This is a genomic window from Elizabethkingia sp. YR214 (assembly GCF_003058195.1).
GTDB lineage: Bacteria > Bacteroidota > Bacteroidia > Flavobacteriales > Weeksellaceae > Elizabethkingia.
In genome coordinates this window covers 403,354-424,023 of record NZ_QBUH01000001.1, presented here as the reverse complement: position 1 = coordinate 424,023, position 20,670 = coordinate 403,354, and the positions used below count along the sequence as shown (strand labels likewise).

19 protein-coding genes are annotated in these 20,670 nt (G+C 36.0%); 7 read left to right on the top strand and 12 right to left on the bottom strand.

Annotation, left to right across the window (positions count from 1 at the left end):
- Window positions 1-26 precede the first annotated feature (26 nt).
- From C8J95_RS01845 to hemA, 5 genes are all read right to left on the bottom strand, one after another.
- The gene (locus tag C8J95_RS01845) at window positions 27-2,063 is read right to left on the bottom strand and encodes a sulfatase-like hydrolase/transferase (protein ID WP_107807368.1); all 2,037 of its coding nucleotides are present in this window, start codon (window positions 2,061-2,063) and stop codon (window positions 27-29) included.
- 99 nt (window positions 2,064-2,162) lie between these two features.
- The gene (hemE, locus tag C8J95_RS01840; RefSeq protein WP_009086637.1) at window positions 2,163-3,188 is read right to left on the bottom strand and encodes a uroporphyrinogen decarboxylase; all 1,026 of its coding nucleotides are present in this window, start codon (window positions 3,186-3,188) and stop codon (window positions 2,163-2,165) included.
- Entirely contained in the window at window positions 3,181-3,843 is a 663-nt protein-coding gene (locus C8J95_RS01835; protein WP_107807367.1) for a uroporphyrinogen-III synthase, read from the bottom strand. The genes hemE and C8J95_RS01835 overlap by 8 nt, the downstream gene beginning before the upstream one ends.
- A gap of 3 nt (window positions 3,844-3,846) precedes the next feature.
- A complete protein-coding gene (gene hemC, locus C8J95_RS01830) occupies window positions 3,847-4,749 on the bottom strand; it encodes a hydroxymethylbilane synthase (RefSeq protein ID WP_107807366.1) in 903 nt (300 codons plus the stop codon).
- Window positions 4,736-6,007, bottom strand: a complete 1,272-nt coding sequence (gene hemA, locus C8J95_RS01825) for a glutamyl-tRNA reductase (protein ID WP_107807365.1) — start codon at window positions 6,005-6,007, stop codon at window positions 4,736-4,738. The genes hemC and hemA overlap by 14 nt, the downstream gene beginning before the upstream one ends.
- Window positions 6,008-6,210: 203 nt before the next feature.
- On the opposite strand from hemA, the gene C8J95_RS01820 reads away from it, so the two are divergent.
- The gene (locus C8J95_RS01820) at window positions 6,211-6,834 is read left to right on the top strand and encodes an energy transducer TonB (RefSeq protein ID WP_107807364.1); all 624 of its coding nucleotides are present in this window, start codon (window positions 6,211-6,213) and stop codon (window positions 6,832-6,834) included.
- The gene (locus tag C8J95_RS01815; RefSeq protein WP_107807363.1) at window positions 6,835-7,266 is read left to right on the top strand and encodes a nucleoside deaminase; all 432 of its coding nucleotides are present in this window, start codon (window positions 6,835-6,837) and stop codon (window positions 7,264-7,266) included.
- On the opposite strand, the gene C8J95_RS01810 is transcribed toward C8J95_RS01815, so the two are convergent.
- From C8J95_RS01810 to C8J95_RS01800, 3 genes are read right to left on the bottom strand one after another with little or no spacing between them, the layout of a single operon-like run.
- Window positions 7,263-7,787 carry a GNAT family N-acetyltransferase gene (locus tag C8J95_RS01810; RefSeq protein ID WP_107807362.1) on the bottom strand — a complete coding sequence of 175 codons (525 nt, stop codon included), beginning with the start codon at window positions 7,785-7,787 and terminating at the stop codon, window positions 7,263-7,265. The genes C8J95_RS01815 and C8J95_RS01810 overlap by 4 nt on opposite strands.
- Window position 7,788: 1 nt before the next feature.
- The gene (locus C8J95_RS01805) at window positions 7,789-8,547 is read right to left on the bottom strand and encodes a type III pantothenate kinase (RefSeq protein WP_107807361.1); all 759 of its coding nucleotides are present in this window, start codon (window positions 8,545-8,547) and stop codon (window positions 7,789-7,791) included.
- A gap of 4 nt (window positions 8,548-8,551) precedes the next feature.
- Window positions 8,552-10,399 (bottom strand): M1 family metallopeptidase, encoded by a 1,848-nt coding sequence (locus C8J95_RS01800; protein WP_107807360.1) that lies wholly within the window; start codon window positions 10,397-10,399, stop codon window positions 8,552-8,554.
- Between the two features lie 237 nt (window positions 10,400-10,636).
- Between C8J95_RS01800 and C8J95_RS01795 the strand changes: the two genes are divergently transcribed.
- Window positions 10,637-10,879, top strand: coding sequence for a hypothetical protein (locus C8J95_RS01795; protein WP_107807359.1), 243 nt, complete (start codon window positions 10,637-10,639; stop codon window positions 10,877-10,879).
- A gap of 60 nt (window positions 10,880-10,939) precedes the next feature.
- Here the strand turns inward: C8J95_RS01795 and C8J95_RS01790 are convergent, their stop codons facing one another.
- The 3 genes from C8J95_RS01790 to C8J95_RS01780 all read right to left on the bottom strand — a co-directional run bounded on the left by C8J95_RS01790 (window position 10,940) and on the right by C8J95_RS01780 (window position 17,088).
- Window positions 10,940-12,583 (bottom strand): SusD/RagB family nutrient-binding outer membrane lipoprotein, encoded by a 1,644-nt coding sequence (locus tag C8J95_RS01790; protein WP_107807358.1) that lies wholly within the window; start codon window positions 12,581-12,583, stop codon window positions 10,940-10,942.
- A gap of 11 nt (window positions 12,584-12,594) precedes the next feature.
- A complete protein-coding gene (locus C8J95_RS01785) occupies window positions 12,595-15,516 on the bottom strand; it encodes a SusC/RagA family TonB-linked outer membrane protein (RefSeq protein WP_255412698.1) in 2,922 nt (973 codons plus the stop codon).
- 330 nt (window positions 15,517-15,846) lie between these two features.
- The gene (locus C8J95_RS01780; RefSeq protein WP_107807356.1) at window positions 15,847-17,088 is read right to left on the bottom strand and encodes a DUF445 domain-containing protein; all 1,242 of its coding nucleotides are present in this window, start codon (window positions 17,086-17,088) and stop codon (window positions 15,847-15,849) included.
- A 116-nt stretch (window positions 17,089-17,204) separates the two neighbouring features.
- Between C8J95_RS01780 and msrB the strand changes: the two genes are divergently transcribed.
- From msrB to C8J95_RS01765, 3 genes are all read left to right on the top strand, one after another.
- On the top strand, window positions 17,205-17,657 hold the full coding sequence (gene msrB, locus C8J95_RS01775; protein ID WP_185114185.1) for a peptide-methionine (R)-S-oxide reductase MsrB: 453 nt from the start codon (window positions 17,205-17,207) through the stop codon (window positions 17,655-17,657).
- Between the two features lie 106 nt (window positions 17,658-17,763).
- On the top strand, window positions 17,764-18,561 hold the full coding sequence (locus tag C8J95_RS01770; RefSeq protein WP_107807354.1) for a murein L,D-transpeptidase catalytic domain family protein: 798 nt from the start codon (window positions 17,764-17,766) through the stop codon (window positions 18,559-18,561).
- Between the two features lie 44 nt (window positions 18,562-18,605).
- Entirely contained in the window at window positions 18,606-19,133 is a 528-nt protein-coding gene (locus C8J95_RS01765; RefSeq protein ID WP_107807353.1) for a GNAT family N-acetyltransferase, read from the top strand.
- A gap of 108 nt (window positions 19,134-19,241) precedes the next feature.
- On the opposite strand, the gene C8J95_RS01760 is transcribed toward C8J95_RS01765, so the two are convergent.
- Window positions 19,242-20,051, bottom strand: coding sequence for a GLPGLI family protein (locus tag C8J95_RS01760; RefSeq protein ID WP_107807352.1), 810 nt, complete (start codon window positions 20,049-20,051; stop codon window positions 19,242-19,244).
- A 262-nt stretch (window positions 20,052-20,313) separates the two neighbouring features.
- Here C8J95_RS01760 and C8J95_RS01755 point away from each other — a divergent pair, with 262 nt between their 5' ends.
- The gene (locus tag C8J95_RS01755) at window positions 20,314-20,643 is read left to right on the top strand and encodes an iron-sulfur cluster assembly accessory protein (RefSeq protein ID WP_009086664.1); all 330 of its coding nucleotides are present in this window, start codon (window positions 20,314-20,316) and stop codon (window positions 20,641-20,643) included.
- Window positions 20,644-20,670 lie beyond the last annotated feature (27 nt).

Here is a 20,670-nt window from a genome sequence, read left to right as displayed (position 1 = left end):
GTAATTGGAAAAACTATATTGTGTTTTTAATGGAAATCCTCCGGAGAGAACTTTCTTCTGCTGAAATTCTCGCTGCTCCATTCGAATATAAAATCCTTTGCAGTTACATCGTTTTCCGGCTTTTTATAAGTGAGTGTAAATGGGTGAAGACCTGCTTTTAGTAAGATCTCTGCACGTTTTTCTGTTCCGGAAATGTAGTTGTAGTCAGCATCGATTAAAGCTGCTTTATGTATTCTCAGAAAAGCCTTTCCAAATGCTTTGAGGTAAAATGTATAATTGGCATTTTGAGGAATATTGAGAGCTCCTTTTATAGTAACAATATTTCCTTTGATACTTTTATTTATGATGATAGGAGTAGTAAGAGTACCGTTGCTTACAGGCTTCAGATTATTTGTATCTGGTACCCATGGAGAATTTGTCTGATAACTGTACCACTGAATACCTTTTTTTGCTGATTTATGAGGGATTCCCGGGATGTATGCTTTGTCGTACGGGCGCACTGCGGAGGAGTCTGGACGGCGGTTCTGCAGAACGAAATCTTTCATATTTTGTTGCAGCGAAGGCATGGATGCTGCTAAGTCTGTTTTTTGTTTAGAATCAGTAACTACATTATAAATCTCAAAGTTATCTTGTGCATCTTTAATATTGTAGCGTACACCACTGTATTTTCCGAAACGGACCAGTTGCATTTGTCCTCGTGTTCTTTTACGTCTTTTGACTTCAAAATCGGTGTAATTAGGAGTATGTCCTTCTTCGAAATATTCTGCATAGACAATAGGGGCATTTTGTTGATCAACCATTCCGGTAAGTATTGGTAAAATAGATATACCATCTGCACGCTGTGGAGTTGTTGCTCCAGCTACATCCAGAAAAGTCGGCATCCAGTCGGACAGCATATTCGGGAGATCAATTTTCTGTCCCGGTGCGATTTTGCTATTCCATTGTACAAAAACAGGCATGCGCTCTCCACCTTCCCATAGATCCCTTTTTATACCGTCAAAAGGGCCATAGCCATCGAAAAATTCGGGTGTATAGGGTTCTTTTAAATAAGACTCCTGTGAAGGACCGTTGTCTGAAGAGAATACAACCAACGTGTTTTGATCAATTTTCAGATCTTTCAGAAGTTGTAATAGATCACCAACCTGAGCGTCTAAACGTTGTATTACCGTTGCGTATCTCTTGTTTACATCTGTCCACGGTTGTTCTGTTCCGTCAGCTGTTTTATAGGTGGCATTTGCATATTCGGGTGCATACCAGGAATCGATTTCCCCAGATGCTGTATTGATCATTTGTCCCTTTTTACCAAGCCATTGCAATCCTCCATTTAGCCCATTTCCCTTTGGATATCCTTGTGTAGGAAGCTCAATAACAGCATGAGGCGTATCATAGGCTAAATACATGAAGAATGGTTTGTCTTTTTGGTTCTGGTTGTGTTGAGTAATCCAATATTTTGCACGGGCTGTCCACAAGTCTCCCGTATAAGATTTGTCCAGATCTTCAGCTACATTGGTGTAATTATCATATACCTCCTTCTTGCCTCTGTACTTTCCTTCTTTAGGATAATGCTCATGACCATCGGAATGTCTGATATATCCGTAATATTCATTAAAGCCTCTTTTAAGTGGATGAGAAGGCCAGTTTGCATCTGTTCCCTGTAGTCCCCATTTCCCTATAGCTATTGTTGTATATCCAACTTTCTGCAGGGTATTTCCTATCGTATAATTGTCTTCAAGAGCTTTATCGAATTGATTATCTCTTACCTCGGAGTGTCCTTGCGTGCGACCCGTTAGTAGAGAGGCTCGTGAAGGGGCACAAACGGGAGCATTACTATAGGATTGGGTAAGTATAGCACCTTGAGTAGCGAGTTTGTCAAGAAATGGGGTCGCTATATAGGGTTTTCTTTCCTTTTTTCTTTGATTCTGATTTAAAATACCAATATCTCCATATCCTAAATCATCTACTAAAATGAAAATAATATTAGGTTTTGAAGGTTCTTTAACTGCCTGAGCGATGATACTGCAGGGAATAAAAAGCAGAATAAAAAGATTAAGAAATTTGTTCATGGTTATAAGTTATTGATAAATATATAAAAATAACCTCAGAACCAGTAAGCTAAAAAAAGCCGGTCACTATGAACCGGCTTATAATTTATAATATTAACGTTATGCTTTATATTCTACAACAGCTCTGATGAAGGCTTCTGCATTTTCTACCGGGATATTAGGCAGAATTCCGTGTCCAAGATTAGCGATGTATTTATCTTTTCCGAAACGGTCAATCATCTCATGAACCATTTTTCGGATCGTTTCCGGTGAAGAATGTAATCTTGCCGGATCGAAATTACCCTGAAGTGTAATATTTCCGCCAGTTAACTTTCTTGCAATTTCAGGAGTTACTGTCCAGTCTACACCAAGTGCTGAAGCCTTAGATTTAGCCATGTCTTCCAGTGCATACCAACATCCTTTAGCAAATACAACAACTTCGGTTAGTGGGCTTAAAGCTTCTACGATCTGGTTGATATATTTCCAAGAGAATTCCTGATAATCTGCAGGGGAAAGCATTCCTCCCCAAGAGTCGAAAACCTGTACTGCAGAAACTCCTTTTTCTACTTTTCTTTTCAGATAAGCAATTGTAGTATCAGTTATTTTCTGTAAAAGCTGGTGCGCAGCTTCCGGCTGCTGGAAGCAGAAAGATTTAGCTATATCAAAAGCCTTACTTCCTTTTCCTTCTACGCAGTAACACAAGATTGTCCAAGGGCTGCCTGCGAAACCAATTAAAGGGATTTCGTTATTAAGATGTTCCAGTGTTAAGGTAATAGCATCAAAAACATAGGATAAAGTATCATCTACATCCGGAACTACAATTTGTTCTACAGCTTCTTTTGTACGTATAGGGTTGTCCAGCCAAGGGCCAACATTCTCTTTCATTTTGAAATCGATGCCCATTGCCTGAGGAACAACTAAAATATCAGAGAACAGGATTGCTGCATCTAGCGGAAATCTTCTGATAGGCTGTACTGTAATTTCAGCAGCCAGCTCAGGAGTCTGGCAACGGGTGAAGAAATCATATTTATCGCGAAGAGCAATAAACTCAGGAAGATATCTTCCTGCTTGTCTCATCATCCATACCGGAGGTCTTTCAACAGTTTCACCTTTTAGGGCTCTTAAGTATAAGTCGTTCTTAATCATTTCTATAAGTATCTTTTATTACCTGAAGCAAATCTTCGAGGGTTTCTTGTTCACTTTTTATAATTTCGTTGTCTGTAAAAGATTTTAGATAGTTGGTCGTTGTTTCACCAATGGCAAATAATCTTTCATTTTTTACAGAATTGTTTTTCATAAAGCTTTCTACACCGGAAGGACTGAAAAATACAATAGCATCTGTCGGGGTATTCCACTCTGGATACAAAGGTATGGTTTCATAAACTATCTTTTCGGCAAAATCAAAGCCAGCTTCGGACAATTGAAGCTTTAATGTAGTTAAAGCTTTTGAACTGCAAAAATGCATTATTTTTATGGGATTTAGCTCCTGAATTTTATCAGAGAGTTCCAATGCATTTTTGGCTACAATTTCCACAGAAAATCCCATTTTTTCCAGAGCTTTTCGGGATTTCTCACCTACAGTATAGAATTTTGAATTTTCCGGGAAGATAATTTTTTCTTTAATTGCTTTTACTCCCTGAATACTTGTGAAAATAAAATGATGATAATCTTCGATATCAATTTGATCTTCCGTATAACGGATTCCGATAACAGGAAGAAATGAGGGATCGAAATAATCACCCAATTGTTGTTGGATGTATTCTTTAGACAATTCCTTTGTGAAAAGAATACGGATGGCCATGTCTTATAGCTGGGTTTTTATCTCTTCCATAATGGCTTTTCCACCATTGTCCAAAACCTGTTGTGCAAAATGTACACCCAGATCGTCATTCCATTCAGCAACTTCTTTCAGATCAATTTCTTTAGAGCCGTCCAAAGAAGCAATTCTTCCTTCAAATGTAATGCTGTTTCCGGAAATTGTTGCACGGGCACCAATTGGAGCTGTACATCCGCCTTCCAGATGTCTAAGGAAATCTCTTTCAATCTTAGTACACTTATTGGTTTCTTCGTGGTTAATCTGAGCTAATATTGAAGTTAATTCTTCATTTTCAGCTAAAGATGCACAACAGACTACTCCTTGTGACGGAGCCTGAAGCAGAAATGGTAAATGTTCATATTCAACATCCATTTCCATCCTCTTTATTCCTGCCAAAGAAAGCAGGGTAGCATCTGCAAGTCCATCCTCAAGTTTTTTCAGACGTGTTTGTACGTTTCCGCGAATATCTGAAAAATGAGTATTTGGATATTGGTTTAGCCAGAAAGCTTTTCTTCTCAGGCTACTGGTTGCAACCGATAACTCGGATATATCTTTATCTTTTGCTTTTGGATTTCTGATCAATACATCTTCAGGAAAATCTCTTTCCAGTACAGCAGAAATAATAACTCCGGTAGGAAGAGCTGTAGGAACATCCTTTAGTGAATGTACTGCAATATCAACTTCTTTATTAAGCAAAGCAATATCCAGGTCTTTTGTGAAAACACCTGTTATTCCTAGCGCATATAAAGGTTGTTGTAAATTTTTATCTCCTGTAGAAACAACCGGAACAAGTTCTGTATTATGCCCCAGAGTCTGAAGCTGAGAAGCTACTCTCTCTGCTTGCCACATGGCTAACGGGCTGTTTCGTGTACCGATTTTAATGGTCTTCATAACTGTCTTCCTTTGGTTGGAGGTTTAGGATGTCATCCAGAAGCTTTGTTACTTCTTCCGAACGGTGTGGATTTTCTATGATGTATTTAGCGAAACGATTGGTAATTTTCTGAATCATTTTGCGGGTCAGATGCAAATCTTCCTCATCTACTTCACCATTCTTCCGGGCAACCTTATGAATTTCATTTTGTTCAATTTTTTTCAGGTTGTTTTTAAAAACATGGATATGTGGGGCCATCTTTCTTTTTTTTTCCCACTCTATAAAATCCTTAGACATTTCTTTAATGATGATTTCTGCTTTAGGAATTTCTTTCTTACGTTGTTCCATTGTCTCCTGAATCTGAACAGAAAGAGCATCGACATCGATAAGCTCTACTCCGTCAACATCAGCAACTGTTTTGTCTACGTTATTCGGAATGGAAAGATCTATAACCAGGATATCCTTTTTAGGCATGTTCTCAGGATACAGGATAGGCTTACTTGCACCTGTTGCAACGATAAGAATATCGGTTTGTTCCAGTTCCTTAGGGAAGTCCTCGAAATTGATATGAGGAATATGATATTTTTCGGCAATCTTCTCTGCTTTTTCGGCAGTTCTATTTGCGATTTTTACTTTTGGTTTGTAAATATGCTTTACAAGATTTTCAATTGTATTTTGCCCGATTTCACCAACACCCAATAATAAGATGTTTTTCTCAGGAAGTTGTTTCTGAGTTTTTAGAATATAATGAACCGCAGCATAAGAAACAGAAGCTGCTCCATTACTGATCCCGGTTTCATTCTTTATTCTTTTTGATATCTGAATAGAAGAGTTAATTGCTCTTTCCAGATATGCGTTGGAATGTAGTTTGTATTCTTTGAAACGGTTGTAGGCATTTTTGATCTGAGAAATAATCTCAAAATCTCCGATAATCTGACTTTCCAGACCGGCAGCAACTCTGAAAAGGTGATCCAGAGCATCAGTTCCTTTTTTTACAGTTACAAACTGCATGAAATCCATTAGTTGTACACCAACGGTTTCACAAAATAACTGCGCCACAAACATATAATTATGTGTTGTGGTATAAATTTCGGTTCTATTACATGTGGAAACGACAAAAGCGTCACCCATTTCGCGATCGTGAATATGATTAACAAAACTTTTAATATGATCGTCGAAAAAGGCAAATCTCCCTCTGGTAACAGCATCGGCTTTCTCGAAACTAATACTGAGAACCGTAAATTGTGAGGTTTGATATGTATTCAATTTGGCTGCCATTATATCAGGGTGCAAATTTAAGCTATTAATTGTTAAAAAGAATTGATATGTATAAACGGTGAAATGACTTTCATTAGATTTCATTAATTTAGAATAGTTACAAATTATATTGGCCTCATAATTTGTGTCTAAGAGCGCTTTAAGATGCTGCGCTTTACAGACTATTTGACTATATTTGATACTATATTTTGAGGAACGTGGTTATGAAAAGATCTCTATATTGTTTTTGCTTTTTATTGTTTTCTGTTTTTTATTTTTCACAACAAACTGAAGAGTTCAGAGAGGTAAAGAATTTTTATGATCAGCATCAGTTAAAAGTTAATGAAGAGTTTAAACGAAGACTGGGGCTGGTTCGAAATTTCGAAGAAAAAATAAAACTGGAAAGTGAATATGGTTTCTTTATCAAGAAATTGGACAGTGTACGTAACCAGGCCTATCTTGGCGTTTTAATCAAGACTAAAAACCTTGAACAACTGGCAAAGCTAAACAAAGAAGTTCCCCAGAAAAAAGAAGTAATTGTAGAGAAAAACCCAGACCATGCAGCTGAGTATCCAGGTGGAATTGATAAGCTGAGAGAAATAGTAAGCAGTTCTTTTTACTTTGATGCTGATGTAGATCGTAATGCAGTGCTGAAAAGCATTGTTACCTTTGTTGTTGAAAGGGACGGAAGCATTGCTCAGGTAAAATCCGAGGGAGGCAATATTGTCTTCAACAGACAGGCCGAAATATGTATGTATCTTGTACCGGATAAATTTATTCCGGGAACATTGCATGGTGTAGCAGTCCGATCCAGATTTACCTTTCCGATTACTATGAAATTTGACTAGATGTTTACAGACGAATATTTTATGAAAATGGCCTTTCAAGAGGCGCAAGCAGCATTGGAAAAGGATGAAGTCCCGGTAGGCTGTATTGTGGTCTATAATGAAAGGATCATTGCCAGAGCACATAATCTTACAGAACTACTGAATGATGTGACAGCTCATGCCGAAATGCAGGCGATAACAGCTGCAGCGAATATGTTGGGCGGAAAATATCTTATAGACTGTACAATGTATGTTACGCTTGAGCCTTGTGTAATGTGTGCCGGAGCGTTGGCTTGGTCACAGCTTTCAAAAATAGTGATAGGAGCGAGGGATGAGAAGAGAGGATTTATCAATAAAGGTTTATCTCTCCATCCTAAAACAGAAATTGTTTCCGGAGTTCTGGAAAATGAATGCTCGGCACTCATCAAAGATTTTTTCAAATCGAAACGTTAGACGATAAGAGAGTACATTTGGATGTCTAAGTATTGCTCTTCCTTTTTTATATGATGTTTTAAAATAGCTTCTTTCTGCATTCCAATTTTTTCCATAATTTTTCCTGAAGCCGGATTATGAATAAAGTGTGTGGCATAAATCTTATGGAACTTTAACTCTTTAATTCCGAAATTCAGAATTGCAGATGCTGCTTCTGTAGCATAACCTTTATTCCAGAAAGGAACAGCTATCCAGTAGCCTAGTTCAGCTTTATTATCACTTCTGTCGTGTAGACCAATGGCACCAATTATTTTTCCTTCTTTTTCACGTATGGCAAAAGTATAGCCGGTTTTAGCTGTCAGAGCATCGTCTGACATTTTTATCCAGGTCCGGGCATCGGATTCAGAATAGGGATGGGGGATATTAGAAGTATTGTCAGAAATAATTTTTTCCTGTAAATACTCTGTAATCAACGGAATATCTGATTCTTTCAGAGGAGAAAGAATCAGACGTTCTGTTTCTATTTTTAAAGGAACTTCCATTTTATAAATCTTTACCTAGGTAGTAAAGCCCTTTAAGGGTGTGGAGCCTGTCTGCAACATGAATTTTTTCTGTCAGAGGCTTGTATACATGGGATACTCCGCCTGTTGCAATTACGAAGCAGTCATCATTCACTTCGCTATTAATTCTGTCCACAAAGCCTTCTACCATTCCAAGGAAGCCGTATACCATTCCGCTTTGCATACAGGTTACCGTATCTAATCCCAATACAGATTTTGGTTTCTTTAATTCAATTTCAGGCAGCTGAGCAGTCTGATTAATCAACGAATTAAGTGAGGTAATAATACCGGGAGCAATAATAACACCCAATGTTTCACCTGTTTCTGCAACGCAGCTTGCAGTAAGTGCGGTTCCAAAATCCAGAATAATCTTTTTTCTGTCCGGATAAAGATTGTGTGCTGCTACAAGATTTGCGTAAATATCTGTACCCATCTGTTTAGACTTGGCTTGTACACCAGAAGGCGTACTGCGGTCTACCAGAATGGGTTTCATATTATGGATCTTGTGTACAGCTCTGGAAATATCATAGGTAAGCTGAGGTACAACGGAACCAATGATGATTTTCTCAATATTATCAATATCAATTTTATTGTACTGATAAAGCGTAAGGAACTGTATGAAGAGTTCATCACTTGTACGGTATGGTTTTGTATTGATTACCCAGGAAATTTCACAACTGTCTCCGTTAAACAAACCGAAACGGATATTGGTATTTCCTATATTGATGACAATTGATCTCATAAAACTATTTTACCTCGATAATATTATCGGCAGGGTTAACATCTGCTAAACGCTGACTGAAATCGATTCCGATAGCCTGAAGCTGAGCCTTACTGTATGGAATAGTCAGTTCGTAATCTTTCATTGTCCAATTCCAGAAAGGCATTACAGTAATAGGACCATAGATATCTGTAGTTTTAGGTGTACGCATCATATTAAGCGGGATGTGGTATGTTAATACCTTTTTATCCTTGGTTAAGACATTGAAGTCTATAGGCATCGGAAGGGTTCCGTTATTTGTTAATGTAATTGTTGTAGATGTGTCTCCGTATTTTACACTTTTAATACCATAATCAATCGTTTTTGTGGTGTTGATCCAGTAATTCTGGAACCACTTCAAATCCATTCCGGAAATCTTTTGTGCAATGTGTATGAAATCTCTATCTGTAGGATGTTTCATGCTCCAATCATCATAGTATTTTTTCATTGTTTTTGAAAGGTTCTGCTCACCCATAATGTAGCCTAATTCTACAAGGAATAACTCTCCTTTTACATAAGAAGCAAAAGTATATGCAGTTCCATCATCGTGGTGATCTCCTAACCATGACGCAGGCTCTTCTTTTCCAGTTTTTACAAATTTTATATAGTTATTGATGCTGGAAACAAAAGGATTAGCTTGTGGTTTTGCAGGAGGGAAAAGCTGATTGCTCACATAAGCTTCTGCATAGCTTGTAAATCCTTCATCCATCCACGGTCTCACACTTTCATTAGTTGCCAGCATTTGCTGATACCAAGAATGAGATCCTTCGTGGAACATAAGGCCACATAAATCTTTTACCGATTTCGCTTCTCCTAAGATCATGGTACACATTCCGTATTCCATTCCTCCGTCTCCACCTTGTATAAAGGAATAAGAAGGCCAGGCATATTGCCCGAACTGTGCGTTCATTATCTGGAAATATTTGGTTATATAAGGCTTCGCCTCTTCCCAGTATTTTGTTTTTTCTGACTTCTGATAGACAAAATAAACTTTAGGTCCGCCCAGTACAGTGAATTCGTCAACGGAATAATCTCTGTCCGCAGCCCATGCAAAATCCAGAATATTTTTAGCTGTCCATTTCCATGTTGCCTTACCATCCTGGTCTGCTTTTACATTTGATGCTGCAGTATAACCTTTTACTTCTGTAGAATTCTCCAGAGTTCCTCCGGCACCTAATACGTAGTTTTTATCTATTTTTATAGTAACGTCAAAGTCTGAAAACGGAGCGTGGAACTCTCTTCCAATATAGTCGAAAGCTGCCCAGCCATCGTAATCGTATTCAGAAATTTTAGGATACCACTGGGTCATCGTCATATCTACACCTTCGCTGTTGTTACGGCCTGCTCTACGGATTTGCATTGGAATATTAGCATCCCATTCCATAGATAAAGAGGTAGTACTGTTAGGCTTTAAAGGTTCATTAAGAATAACTTTCATTACAGTTTCCTGTATTTCAAACTTTAGATCCTTTCCGTTTTGTTTAATCCAATGAATGTTTTGGCGTCCTTCCTGATCTGTAGGAATTGATGCTAAACGTGATACACCGTCCTTTTGTAATCTTTTATCAGAATTTTTACCCTGATTTCTTACTCTTTCATCCATCATGGAGCCCGATTTGAAGGCATTCCAATAAAGATGCATATAAATAACTTTTAATTCATCAGGTGAATTGTTGGTGTACTGAATGCTTTGTTTTCCAAGGTAAGTGAACTTAGTAGCATCTACATCAATATCCATCTTGTACTTTGCCTTTTGCTGATAGTAAGGCCCTTTTTGAGCTAGTGCCAGTCCGAAAACCAGCATAAGAGCAATAGAAAGGAAGTTTCTAACCATTTTATTAATTTTTTCCAAAGATAAAAAATTATGATAAAGAGATTGCTGTTTTAGAAAGGATACTGTTCATATTCAGTGATAAAAAGAGAATATTTGCAGGTAAAAAAAGGGAGATACTCGGAATCTTTTCACGATCAGATATTTTATTTACGAATGATGAAGCTTTTTTTAAATGGTAGATTTCTGATAATGAAAAAGTTGTATCTTCGATAAACTAACCAAATAAAAATATTTACTATGAAAAATCTTAAAAACATGAAAAGAAATCCTTTAACAAGAACAGAATTGAAAAATATCAGTGGCGGTGCTACTCAAACTACATGTGCGGATGTAAATAGTACATGTAGATCTAGTGCCGGATCATGTAATTTCAGTGCTAACTACTCTTCGTATGCACAATGTTTTAGTAATTATACCAAAGTTCATGGCAATTTTGGATATGGTCCGCTAAGCTGTTGGGAAGAAATTTGTCCTTATTAATAGTTAATGCAGACTTTATAAAACAAAAAAGTACGGGAATTTTCCCGTACTTTTTTGAAATTATTTTTTATCCCACCATAATTTAGTTCCTCCGGTATCAGGACCGCCTAATGTGCTTAGTGCTCGCTGGTAGCCTACAGGATTATTATTTCTATACTTATTAGCAATAGGAATTCTTCTAATCATTAATTTAGTGTCAATGGTTCCCTGACTTTCATTAACAAGGTTTTGGAATAGAATAGGATAACCTGTTCTTCTTTGTTCAGCCCATGCTTCAGAACCATCAGGATAAAGAGCCAACCATTTTTGGGTCATAATTCTTTCTAGTTTTCGTTCGTTAGAATCAGCATCGTTCCATTTAATGGTAATTGTACTTAACATTGGGCTTCCTGCAGGAATATTGTTTCCCGAATCTTTAGGGTCAATATATGGTTGTTGTACAGAAGTGGCATCCTGTAAATAAGCTATTGCATCAGCACTTTTACCCCATTCTTCAAAAGAGGTTTTAATTGCTGTTTCATAATTAGTTTTAGCATCTCCAGCTCCTGCATAACCTTTTAATGCGGCTTCAGCTTTTAGAAACCATGTTTCAGAAGCTCCGAAGAATTTACCCTTACCGGAAGCATTGTCTCGGGTGAAATAAGCTCCACTAGCAGCTTCAGCTTTAGGAATAGAATAGTTGACATAAAATGATTTACCATTTTTTGACAGATTGATACCATTTCTAATACCAATGTATTGTCCTTTTAATAATGGATCAGTTGCAGGGTCTGCGTATGCTGTAATTCGAGGATCTTTATAACTTGTCATGTAAGATAACAGCGGAGCTCCGGCTCTACAGTCAGTCCAATCGTAAATATCACCACCTAGAGGAGATGGAGCATTATAACTTAGTAATGCATTGTCCACATTGTTTTCTATTAAACCAGCAGGTGAAACAAGAGCTTCTTCTGCGTATTTTTTTGCATCAGCAGGAGCTGCATATGACATTCTCATGGCTATTCTAAATTTAAGGGAATTAGCAAACTTCATCCATTTAGAGGTATCTCCGTTATAGAATATATCAGCTCCTTTTATAACTGAATTATCCTCTTGTGAAAGAGTTTTATTACTTAGTACAGTTATGGACTTGTTAAGATCTGCAATAAAGAAATGATAAGCATCTGCCTGAGAGTCAAAATCGGTAGAACCATCAGCATTTGGGTTATTAAATTTGCTATAGATTACAGGCCCATGTGCATCAGATGTTTTTAATGATGATATTACTTTAACAATATTAATAATAGCTGTTGCATGTGTAAAATCGTAACTTGGATATGTTTTTGTTGCAACAGATTTGAATATTTCTGCACGATTGAGAACATCTTCCAGTTGCGTAATCATGATTCTCTCATTCCAGTTGTCTTTCATGAAGTAGGTAAGATTGTTTGGTCCACCAAAAGGGTTTGGAGTACTAAAGTATCCGCTATACATATCTGAATTAAGATTTTGAGTTAACTGATAAACACCTAAATCAATACCTAATATGCTTTTTTGCATTAGTTTCATTGCGGTAACTAATTGTCCATAATCAGCATTTAACTGTTCTTCATCCAGTCCTTTTACATACTCTTTGTTAATGTCATTGAAGTCACGCGTACAACTATTAGCTGCGAGTAAGCTGGTGATGATAATCGGAAATATTTTATGATTAAATTTTTTCATTGTAATTGTATTTAGAAATTAAGCTTAACAGAAAGTCCTATTGAACGGGTAAGTGGCAATCCATAAATGTCAATACCAACACCACCAGGGTTAACTCCAGATACTTGCTCTGGATCGAAAGGAGCTTTCTTGTAGAAGAAGAACAAGTTGGTTCCTATAAGGCTTAATGTCGCATCTTCAAGATATTTAGAATTTAATTTAAAAGTATATGAAGCGGAAGCTTGCCTTAAACGGATAGTAGTGGCACTATACATATATGCTTCTGTTAAAGGGTCTCTACCTCCTACTTTAGTATAATATTCCTGTGCATTTGTTTTGCCTGTGTAACTTGTCCCATTTTCGTATACAGCATTAGATATTGATACTCCGCCCGCATCTCTTGCATCGGCAGAAGCCTTACTAACACCAAGAGCATCATTAACAGCTTCCGTTATACTTAAAACTTTTCCACCAAATTTACCGTCAATCAAGAAGCTTAGGCTGAAATTCCCAATATAAAATGAATTATTTAATCCAAGAATAAATTTAGGATTTGGATTACCTAAAAACTGTTTGTCATCAGCTGTTCTTTTTGGTACTCCTTTTTCGTCAACGATAATTCTTCCCTGCGCATCTCTTAAGTAACCACGACCATAGATGTCGCCAAAAGAACCACCTACTTTAAGCCTGTTATAACCACTACCTAATAAGGGTAAAGGATTGTTTAGAGCGTCTCCACCAAAATATTTATCAGGAAGTAGTTCTACGATTCTATTTTTATTGGCAGACCCATTCAGAGTTACAGTCCAACCAAATTTTTTCTGTTTAAAAACATCATAAGCTAAGTTTGCTTCGAAACCTGTATTCTGAATGTTTCCTCCGTTGATGTCGATTTTTCCAGTGTTATATGGATCACCAAAATTTACAGCATCTACACTTTTAAGGAGCTGATTCTTAACGTTAGATCTGTAATAAGTAAAGTCAAAAGTTAAACGGTTTTTAAAAAGCCTTAGCTCTGTTCCTGCTTCAAATGTTTTATTTAATTCAGGCTTCAACCATAAATCTTTAAATTTTTCCTGTGTAATGGGAGATGAACTAAATCCATCTATAGTACCAGCATCAAGACCTCTTGCAATTACTGTTGTAAGAGGATCTAAAGCCTGTCCTACTGTAGCATAAGAAGCTCTTACTTTCCAGAAGCTAACTGCTTTTGGAAGGGTTAATATGTCAGAAAGGATAACATTTGCTCCAATGGATTCATAATCGAAAGAATAACTTCCTGTATTGGATAGTGTTGAAGACCAGTCATTTCTGAAGGTTAGATCTAAATAAAGAAATTTCTTATATCCTAATGATGTACTGGCGAAAACAGATTGGTCCTGTCTGTTACCCTGATAAATAGTGTGGCTGGCTGCGTTTTTCTGAAGTTCAACAGGCCAGTACAGATTGTTAAGAGCAAACAAATTCGGAGTCATTAACATACTGTTGTCCAGTTTTGTTGTGGTAGTTCTGATATCGGAAATACTGGCACCAACTGTGAAATCAAAACTAATATTATCATTGATATGCGGGCTACCTATTAATAATGCATCTCCGTATTTAGTGGTTCTTTCGATAGTGTTTTTAATGATCCTTCCGTTTTTCTTACCCTGGAATGATCCTGGTAAAAATGTTGGATGGGTATATGCATAAAGATCTCTTTCTGAATCTGAATAGAAATAGCTATAATTTCCTCTTACTTTAAAATTTAACCAGCTGTTGATTGCATAATTTAATGCTAAAGACCCATAAAAATTTTTATTTTTGGTTAATACCGGGTTTTTGTCCAATATCCACATTGGATTTTGGCTTTCAGCACTAAAATTTCCATCTTTATCAATAGCCCACCACCTCTGAGCTGTTAAGTTTCGGGATTTGTTGAGATATGTATAATCATTCATGTAATTATCTAAATCAACTCCTCTTGGTAACCAGTAAATATTGGTAAGGGGAGAGTAATATGCACCAGGTGTTAATCTGTTCTTAGAATCCTGAAGAGAGGCCATAACATTGGCATCCAGAGTTAGCTTGTCGTCAAGAAATTTACTGGAATTTCTATAACCGATATTATATTGTTTGAAAGTTGAGGTTGGAACAATTCCGTCATTAGAAGTATTTCCTATTGAAAAGAAGTTAGTTGTTTTTTGGTTTCCGGAACTAAAAGTTACATTATTAATTAAAGTTACACCTGTATCCAAGAAGCGATTAAGGTAATCTTTTGATGCACCCGGCTGTCCCCAGCTTTCTTCTGAACCTGGCGTTTGTGTTGCCAGATCGTGTGGGGTTGTCTGAAGATATTTGTATTGTAGCTTAGGAAGGCTATAGGCTTTATCAAATGTTAAGCTGGATGAGAATGATATTTTGCTTTTACCGGCTACTCCTTTTTTAGTAGTAATTAAAACAGCACCATTACTCCCTTGTGCTCCGTATAGGGCAGCGGCAGATGCCCCTTTCAGAAAGCTTACACTTTGTATATCTTCCGGGTTAATGGTACTGAAGATATCTCCGGTGTCAGGCATTTGTGCAAATACCATTGTTTCTGGACCTCCTGTATTATTTACAATAGGAATACCATCTATAACAAATAAAGGTTGACTATTTCTGGTTGATTTGTCTCCTCGCATTACAATTCTTACAGAACCACCGACACCACCATTGGTTTTATTGATTTGTACATTGGATACTTTTCCGTTAATGGAATTTAGTAAGTTTGGGGTTTTGACTTCAGTAAGTTCATCTCCCCCTATCTGTTGGGCAGAGTAGGTCAGTGATCTGGCTTGTCTTTTAATACCCAGAGAGGTGATTACAACCTCCTGAATATTGGATGTTTTTGTAGAATCTTTAGCTTTTCCTTCCTGGGCGTATAGGCCAATAGAGGATGCTAAAAGAACCATCATAATGGATCGTTTTTTCATACTAACTTAAATTTTATAATTTGGACTAATAACTTCTTGTGTCAAGTTTATATTAACACAATGTTAACGAATGTAGGAATAAAATTTAATGATTTGTTAAATAAGAAAAAAGTTAATCTATTTATTTATTGTAAGTATGAATCTTTTTACTTTTTACTGTTATGACGTTAAAATTTGAATTGAAAAAGCTTAAATATATTTATGGTAAAACTAGTATTATGTTAGTTTTATTATCTAATTTTTAAAGCTAAACAGAGAAATTGAATTGTTGGATAATTATTTATATAAATTATTGAAATAAATTCAATGATTGTTTTTGTCGATTATCGGTTAAATAAAGGCAGCAAGGGTATATATAATTAGCCCAACCAATCCACCAACTATGGTTCCATTGATCCTGATAAACTGAAGGTCTTTGCCCACTTCTAATTCTAATTTTCGGCTTAGTTCTTTACCTTCCCAATTGCCAACAGTAGTACTGATAAGTTCAGAAACCTTTCCTGTATTTTTTAGAATAAGCCTGTAAGCGTTAAAACGGATCCATTGATCTATTTTGTTTTGTTGAGACTCATTTTTGTTCAGGTCCTCTGCAAACTGGCGTATGTTTTTCTGAGCATATTGCTTTAGTGCGGAATGATCATTGTCCAGTTCAGACATTAATGTTTTCTTTAGAGAATGCCATATATCTGTAGCGTAATCATTTAATTTATCCTCATTCAGGATGGAAGCTTTTATTTTACTCAGCTCATTTTCCCATCGATCAGATGTTTTTATTTCATTTGCAAATTGATAAATACTCTCTGAAATTTCATTTCTGACCTTATGATCAGGATTGTTTTCTATATCTTCAAAAAAGCTGGCTAGCCCCGTTGTGATTTTGTTTGCTATCTTATTATCAACAAATTTTGGAACCAGAGAATAGCTATTCTGGTGGACCTTGTCACGGATTAATTCATCATTTTCAAGGATATAATTCTTGATTTTAGAGGACAGAAAAGTTATAATTGAATGCTGTTCTCCTTTCTCCAGAAGATAGAAAATACCATTAGAAAGTATATGGTTGATTTTCAGATTTTCTCCGGCTTCTTTTATTTTTCCGGCAATGAAGCTGATGATATCCGGATCTTGAAACTGAGAGATGGCATTTTTCAATAAAATAGCAATTTCTTTCACCAGTACTTCCTGATTCTTTTCTTTTAAAAGCCATTCACTTAGAAAACCGGTTACCTTTATTTTTTCTATATACGGGCGGATATTTTCTGCAGAAGCAAAATTTTCGACTACAAAGTTCCCCAGGTTATCCCCAATTTTCTGTTTACTGTTCTCAATCAGATTGGTATGCGGTATTTTTATACCCATAGGATAATGGAAAAGTGCAGTGACAGCAAACCAGTCTGCAAGAGCACCTACCATAGCTGCTTCGGAAAACGCATGTATATAGCCAATCCAGTGAGAGGTATATTGCTTTTGTAGTACAGTTGTTGTTATAAAGATACAGGCCATCAGAAGAAATAATCCGGTCGCCAGAGCTTTGTACTTAAAGAGTTGTTTTCTTTTTTGTGATTCTGTCATCTGAACAAATTTAGTAAATTTGAAATATGAAAATCTGGCATCTTATTTTTAATCTATGCATTCTGAGTTTGTTCTTACAATGCTCAGAAATGAAAGTGCCTGTTAAAACCAATTCTATGAATACAGAAACATCAAAAAACAATCCATACTACTCCAGAACAGATAAAACGAAATTAAATGTTTCCAATGAGGAGTGGAAAAAGATATTGTCTCCGGATCTCTATGCGGTTGCCAGAGAAGCTGCAACAGAGCGTCCTTTTACCGGGAAATATAATGAAACAGATGAATTAGGCGAATATTACTGTGCCGTATGTGGAAATCATCTTTTCCGCTCATCTTCAAAGTTCGCCAGCACTTGCGGATGGCCTAGTTTCTTTCAATCTGAAAAAGATGCTGTGAAATATAAAAGAGACTCTACTCACGGAATGGAAAGAATAGAGGTTGTTTGTGGTAGATGTGACTCCCATTTAGGTCATGTTTTTAACGATGGGCCGGAGCCTACAGGAGTACGCTATTGTATGAATTCTGTTAGTCTGGATTTTGTTCCGGATAGTGAATCTCAGCGTTAAAGTTTCTTAAATAAAGTTAAACTTATGTCTATTTAAAGTGTTGATATTGAATTTGTTCTAATTTTGCCGAAGCAATTTTCAAAAAAGACATTTTAAATAGTATTACATGAAGAAATTAATCATTTCATTAATTTCTGTTTATGTTGTGTCAACCTCTTTTTTTGTCAACGATACCAATTTTGAGGAATCAAAATCTTTGGTAAAGAAAGACGTTGCCGTGACGGTAAAAAAAACAGAAACAAAACATGAAGCTGTCTCTTCTTCCTCAGTATTGTACGAGGCAATTGACTTTACCGGCTTCAGCAAATTATCAGAAACAGTTTTCGAAAAAGCATATCTTGGATATGTAAACCTGAAAAAGGCAGGGAAAGTGCCTGAAAATAGTAACCTTTTAACAATCTGCGACTTTAGTCTGTCTTCTAACCTGAAAAGATTATGGGTGATTGATGTAAAAGAGAAGAAGATTATTTTCAACTCTTTGGTTGCACACGGAAAAGGAACAGGAGAAGAGTTTGCAGAAAAATTTTCAAACAGAGAAAGTTCACATCAGAGCAGCTTAGGCTTCTATACAACAGAGAATACTTATCAGGGGGATAATGGATATTCTCTGAAATTAGAAGGATTAGATGCAGGTTATAACGATGCTGCCTACAAAAGAGCAATTGTAATGCATGGTGCGGATTATGTTAACGAGGCTTTTGCAATACAGCACAAACGTATCGGAAGAAGCTGGGGCTGTCCGGCTGTTCCAAGAGATATAGCTGCCTCTCTTATCGATGCAATAAAAGAGAAAAATATATTATTTATTTATTATCCGGATCAGAATTACCTTGCTTCTTCACAATGGTTAAAATCACCAGTGGATGATATGAGTATGGAGAAGGCAAGAATTGCAAATAATTAAAATATACCAAGTGGCATTTGAGCTACAATAATTTTCAAACAAATATGGGTCTAAATCCAGACTTGAATTTAAAAACAAATCGTTTAATTCTAAAACCAATCCACGAAGAGTATATTGATGAAATTTATATAAATTTCACAAAGAAAGTGACAGAATTTATGCCTTTCAATCCAAATGGAAATAAAAATGAAATAATAAGCTTTGTTGAAAATTCGAAAGAAAGTTTAATAAAAAAAACAGATATCGTTTTTGTAGTTTTAGATTCAGATGAAAATTTTCTTGGATGTTGTGGAATTCACAATATAAACGAAGAATCTGTTGAAGTTGGGTTGTGGTTAAAGGAAGATTCACAAAGTAAGGGCTTGGGAACGGAGATCATAATTTTATTGATTGATTTTATTGAGCAAAATTTAAAAATAAATTATATAATTTATCCCGTTGATAAAAATAACATTAAAAGCAAAAGAATACCTGAAAAACTTGGATTTGAACCCTATAAATCCTATAATAAATATAAAAATGAATCTGTTGATTTAAATATTATAGAATACAGGAAATATTACTCAAGCTAACATTATATAACAAAATTCAGGCGAAATTGCCAATCAAAAAAAATCTCACAATAAATGTGAGATTTTTTTTGATTTTTCACTTGTATCTGGAAGTGCTTGTTCTATTTTTTATTGAAGTTCAATAGGATTATTATTTTTCTTTTGTTCTTCTTTAAAACGGTCTTGCATTTGTTTCATTCGCTGAGGGTCCATGTTCATTCTTCGGCCGTTTCCACCGCCACCACCTGAATTGTTGGTGAAGAAAGATCCGGGATCGTCCTGGAATCTCTTTTCCATTTTCAGGTAATCGGCTTTTTTCACAGTTATTACCTGGCCACCTCTGTTTTTAATAGCATATGGCTCTGCAATTTTTTTAGTCTGCATCAGATCAAAAGAGTAATCACCATTATTATCTTCAGCTTTTACAATAAGTCCGGGCAAGCCACTGAATTTATATGGCCCATCCTGAAAAGGAACTTCTGTTGTGAACCATGCGTACCATGTTCTTCCTCCATATTGTGTTTCTGCTTTTTGGGTGTTGTATTCTCCAATTTTAGCCGTTTCATTTAGTATCTTCCATTGGAAAGGCTGGTTTTCAGAATAAGAATACTGATCTCGGCCAATTCTGTTTTTAAGAGTTATACTTTGTTTTGGATAATCCTTTTCAATAATATAATTAATGGCAGAACGAAGGTCCTGCATCTGGGTACGGTCAAAATTTCTTGTCTGGCGCATACGATCCATTATAGAATCTCTCTGTATTGTTTTAGCACTGTAGAAAATAGATCCTTGCGGTGTTACATCCAGATTGGCTTGTTCTGTCTTAATATCCCCTTTATTTGTAGCGTCAGGCTTCATGCTTACCTGATATACAAATCTTGTACTCTGTGAAAATACAAGGGATACAATAAATATTGGTAATAGTTTGAATACTTTCATTGTAATTATTTCTGTCTTTTTGGATTATAAAAGAGTGACAATGTTAAAAGTGACAATGAAAAAATATCTAATAAAGTTCAATAGGGTTATATAAAAATATCTTTTTCATTTTAAGAAAGAATTTATGCCGGTTTGATGATGTATCCTGTAAAAAGTTAAAGCTATCTATTCTTGTTATAGATAAATATATGATGGACGGATTTGAATTTGGTATTATTTGTCTTAATTTTGCAATCTAAATTTATTCTAAATTATTGAAATAATGATAAAAGTATCCGATCAGGCAAAATTAAAAGCTGTTCAGTTAATGACTGAGGATGGCTTTGATCCAACACAAGATTATATCCGTGTTGGAGTGAAGAGTGGTGGATGCTCTGGATTGGAGTATGTTCTGAATTTTGATAAAGAAAAACACGATATTGACCAGGTTTTTGAAGACAACGGGATCAAAATTATCGTAGACAAAAAATCATTTCTTTATCTGGTAGGGACAACTTTAGAATATTCCGGAGGACTTAATGGTAAAGGCTTTATCTTCAATAATCCAAATGCATCAAGAACATGCGGATGTGGAGAAAGCTTTAGTTTATAAATTTATAAAAAATACAGGAGACATCGG

Coding starts and splice junctions, on each gene's coding strand:
- C8J95_RS01845 (WP_107807368.1), bottom strand. CDS start 2,063: ATGAACAAATTTCTTAATCTTTTTATTCTGCTTTTTATTCCCTGCAGT.
- hemE (WP_009086637.1), bottom strand. CDS start 3,188: ATGATTAAGAACGACTTATACTTAAGAGCCCTAAAAGGTGAAACTGTT.
- C8J95_RS01835 (WP_107807367.1), bottom strand. CDS start 3,843: ATGGCCATCCGTATTCTTTTCACAAAGGAATTGTCTAAAGAATACATC.
- hemC (WP_107807366.1), bottom strand. CDS start 4,749: ATGAAGACCATTAAAATCGGTACACGAAACAGCCCGTTAGCCATGTGG.
- hemA (WP_107807365.1), bottom strand. CDS start 6,007: ATGGCAGCCAAATTGAATACATATCAAACCTCACAATTTACGGTTCTC.
- C8J95_RS01820 (WP_107807364.1), top strand. CDS start 6,211: ATGAAAAGATCTCTATATTGTTTTTGCTTTTTATTGTTTTCTGTTTTT.
- C8J95_RS01815 (WP_107807363.1), top strand. CDS start 6,835: ATGTTTACAGACGAATATTTTATGAAAATGGCCTTTCAAGAGGCGCAA.
- C8J95_RS01810 (WP_107807362.1), bottom strand. CDS start 7,787: ATGGAAGTTCCTTTAAAAATAGAAACAGAACGTCTGATTCTTTCTCCT.
- C8J95_RS01805 (WP_107807361.1), bottom strand. CDS start 8,547: ATGAGATCAATTGTCATCAATATAGGAAATACCAATATCCGTTTCGGT.
- C8J95_RS01800 (WP_107807360.1), bottom strand. CDS start 10,399: ATGGTTAGAAACTTCCTTTCTATTGCTCTTATGCTGGTTTTCGGACTG.
- C8J95_RS01795 (WP_107807359.1), top strand. CDS start 10,637: ATGAAAAATCTTAAAAACATGAAAAGAAATCCTTTAACAAGAACAGAA.
- C8J95_RS01790 (WP_107807358.1), bottom strand. CDS start 12,583: ATGAAAAAATTTAATCATAAAATATTTCCGATTATCATCACCAGCTTA.
- C8J95_RS01785 (WP_255412698.1), bottom strand. CDS start 15,516: ATGAAAAAACGATCCATTATGATGGTTCTTTTAGCATCCTCTATTGGC.
- C8J95_RS01780 (WP_107807356.1), bottom strand. CDS start 17,088: ATGACAGAATCACAAAAAAGAAAACAACTCTTTAAGTACAAAGCTCTG.
- msrB (WP_185114185.1), top strand. CDS start 17,205: ATGAATACAGAAACATCAAAAAACAATCCATACTACTCCAGAACAGAT.
- C8J95_RS01770 (WP_107807354.1), top strand. CDS start 17,764: ATGAAGAAATTAATCATTTCATTAATTTCTGTTTATGTTGTGTCAACC.
- C8J95_RS01765 (WP_107807353.1), top strand. CDS start 18,606: ATGGGTCTAAATCCAGACTTGAATTTAAAAACAAATCGTTTAATTCTA.
- C8J95_RS01760 (WP_107807352.1), bottom strand. CDS start 20,051: ATGAAAGTATTCAAACTATTACCAATATTTATTGTATCCCTTGTATTT.
- C8J95_RS01755 (WP_009086664.1), top strand. CDS start 20,314: ATGATAAAAGTATCCGATCAGGCAAAATTAAAAGCTGTTCAGTTAATG.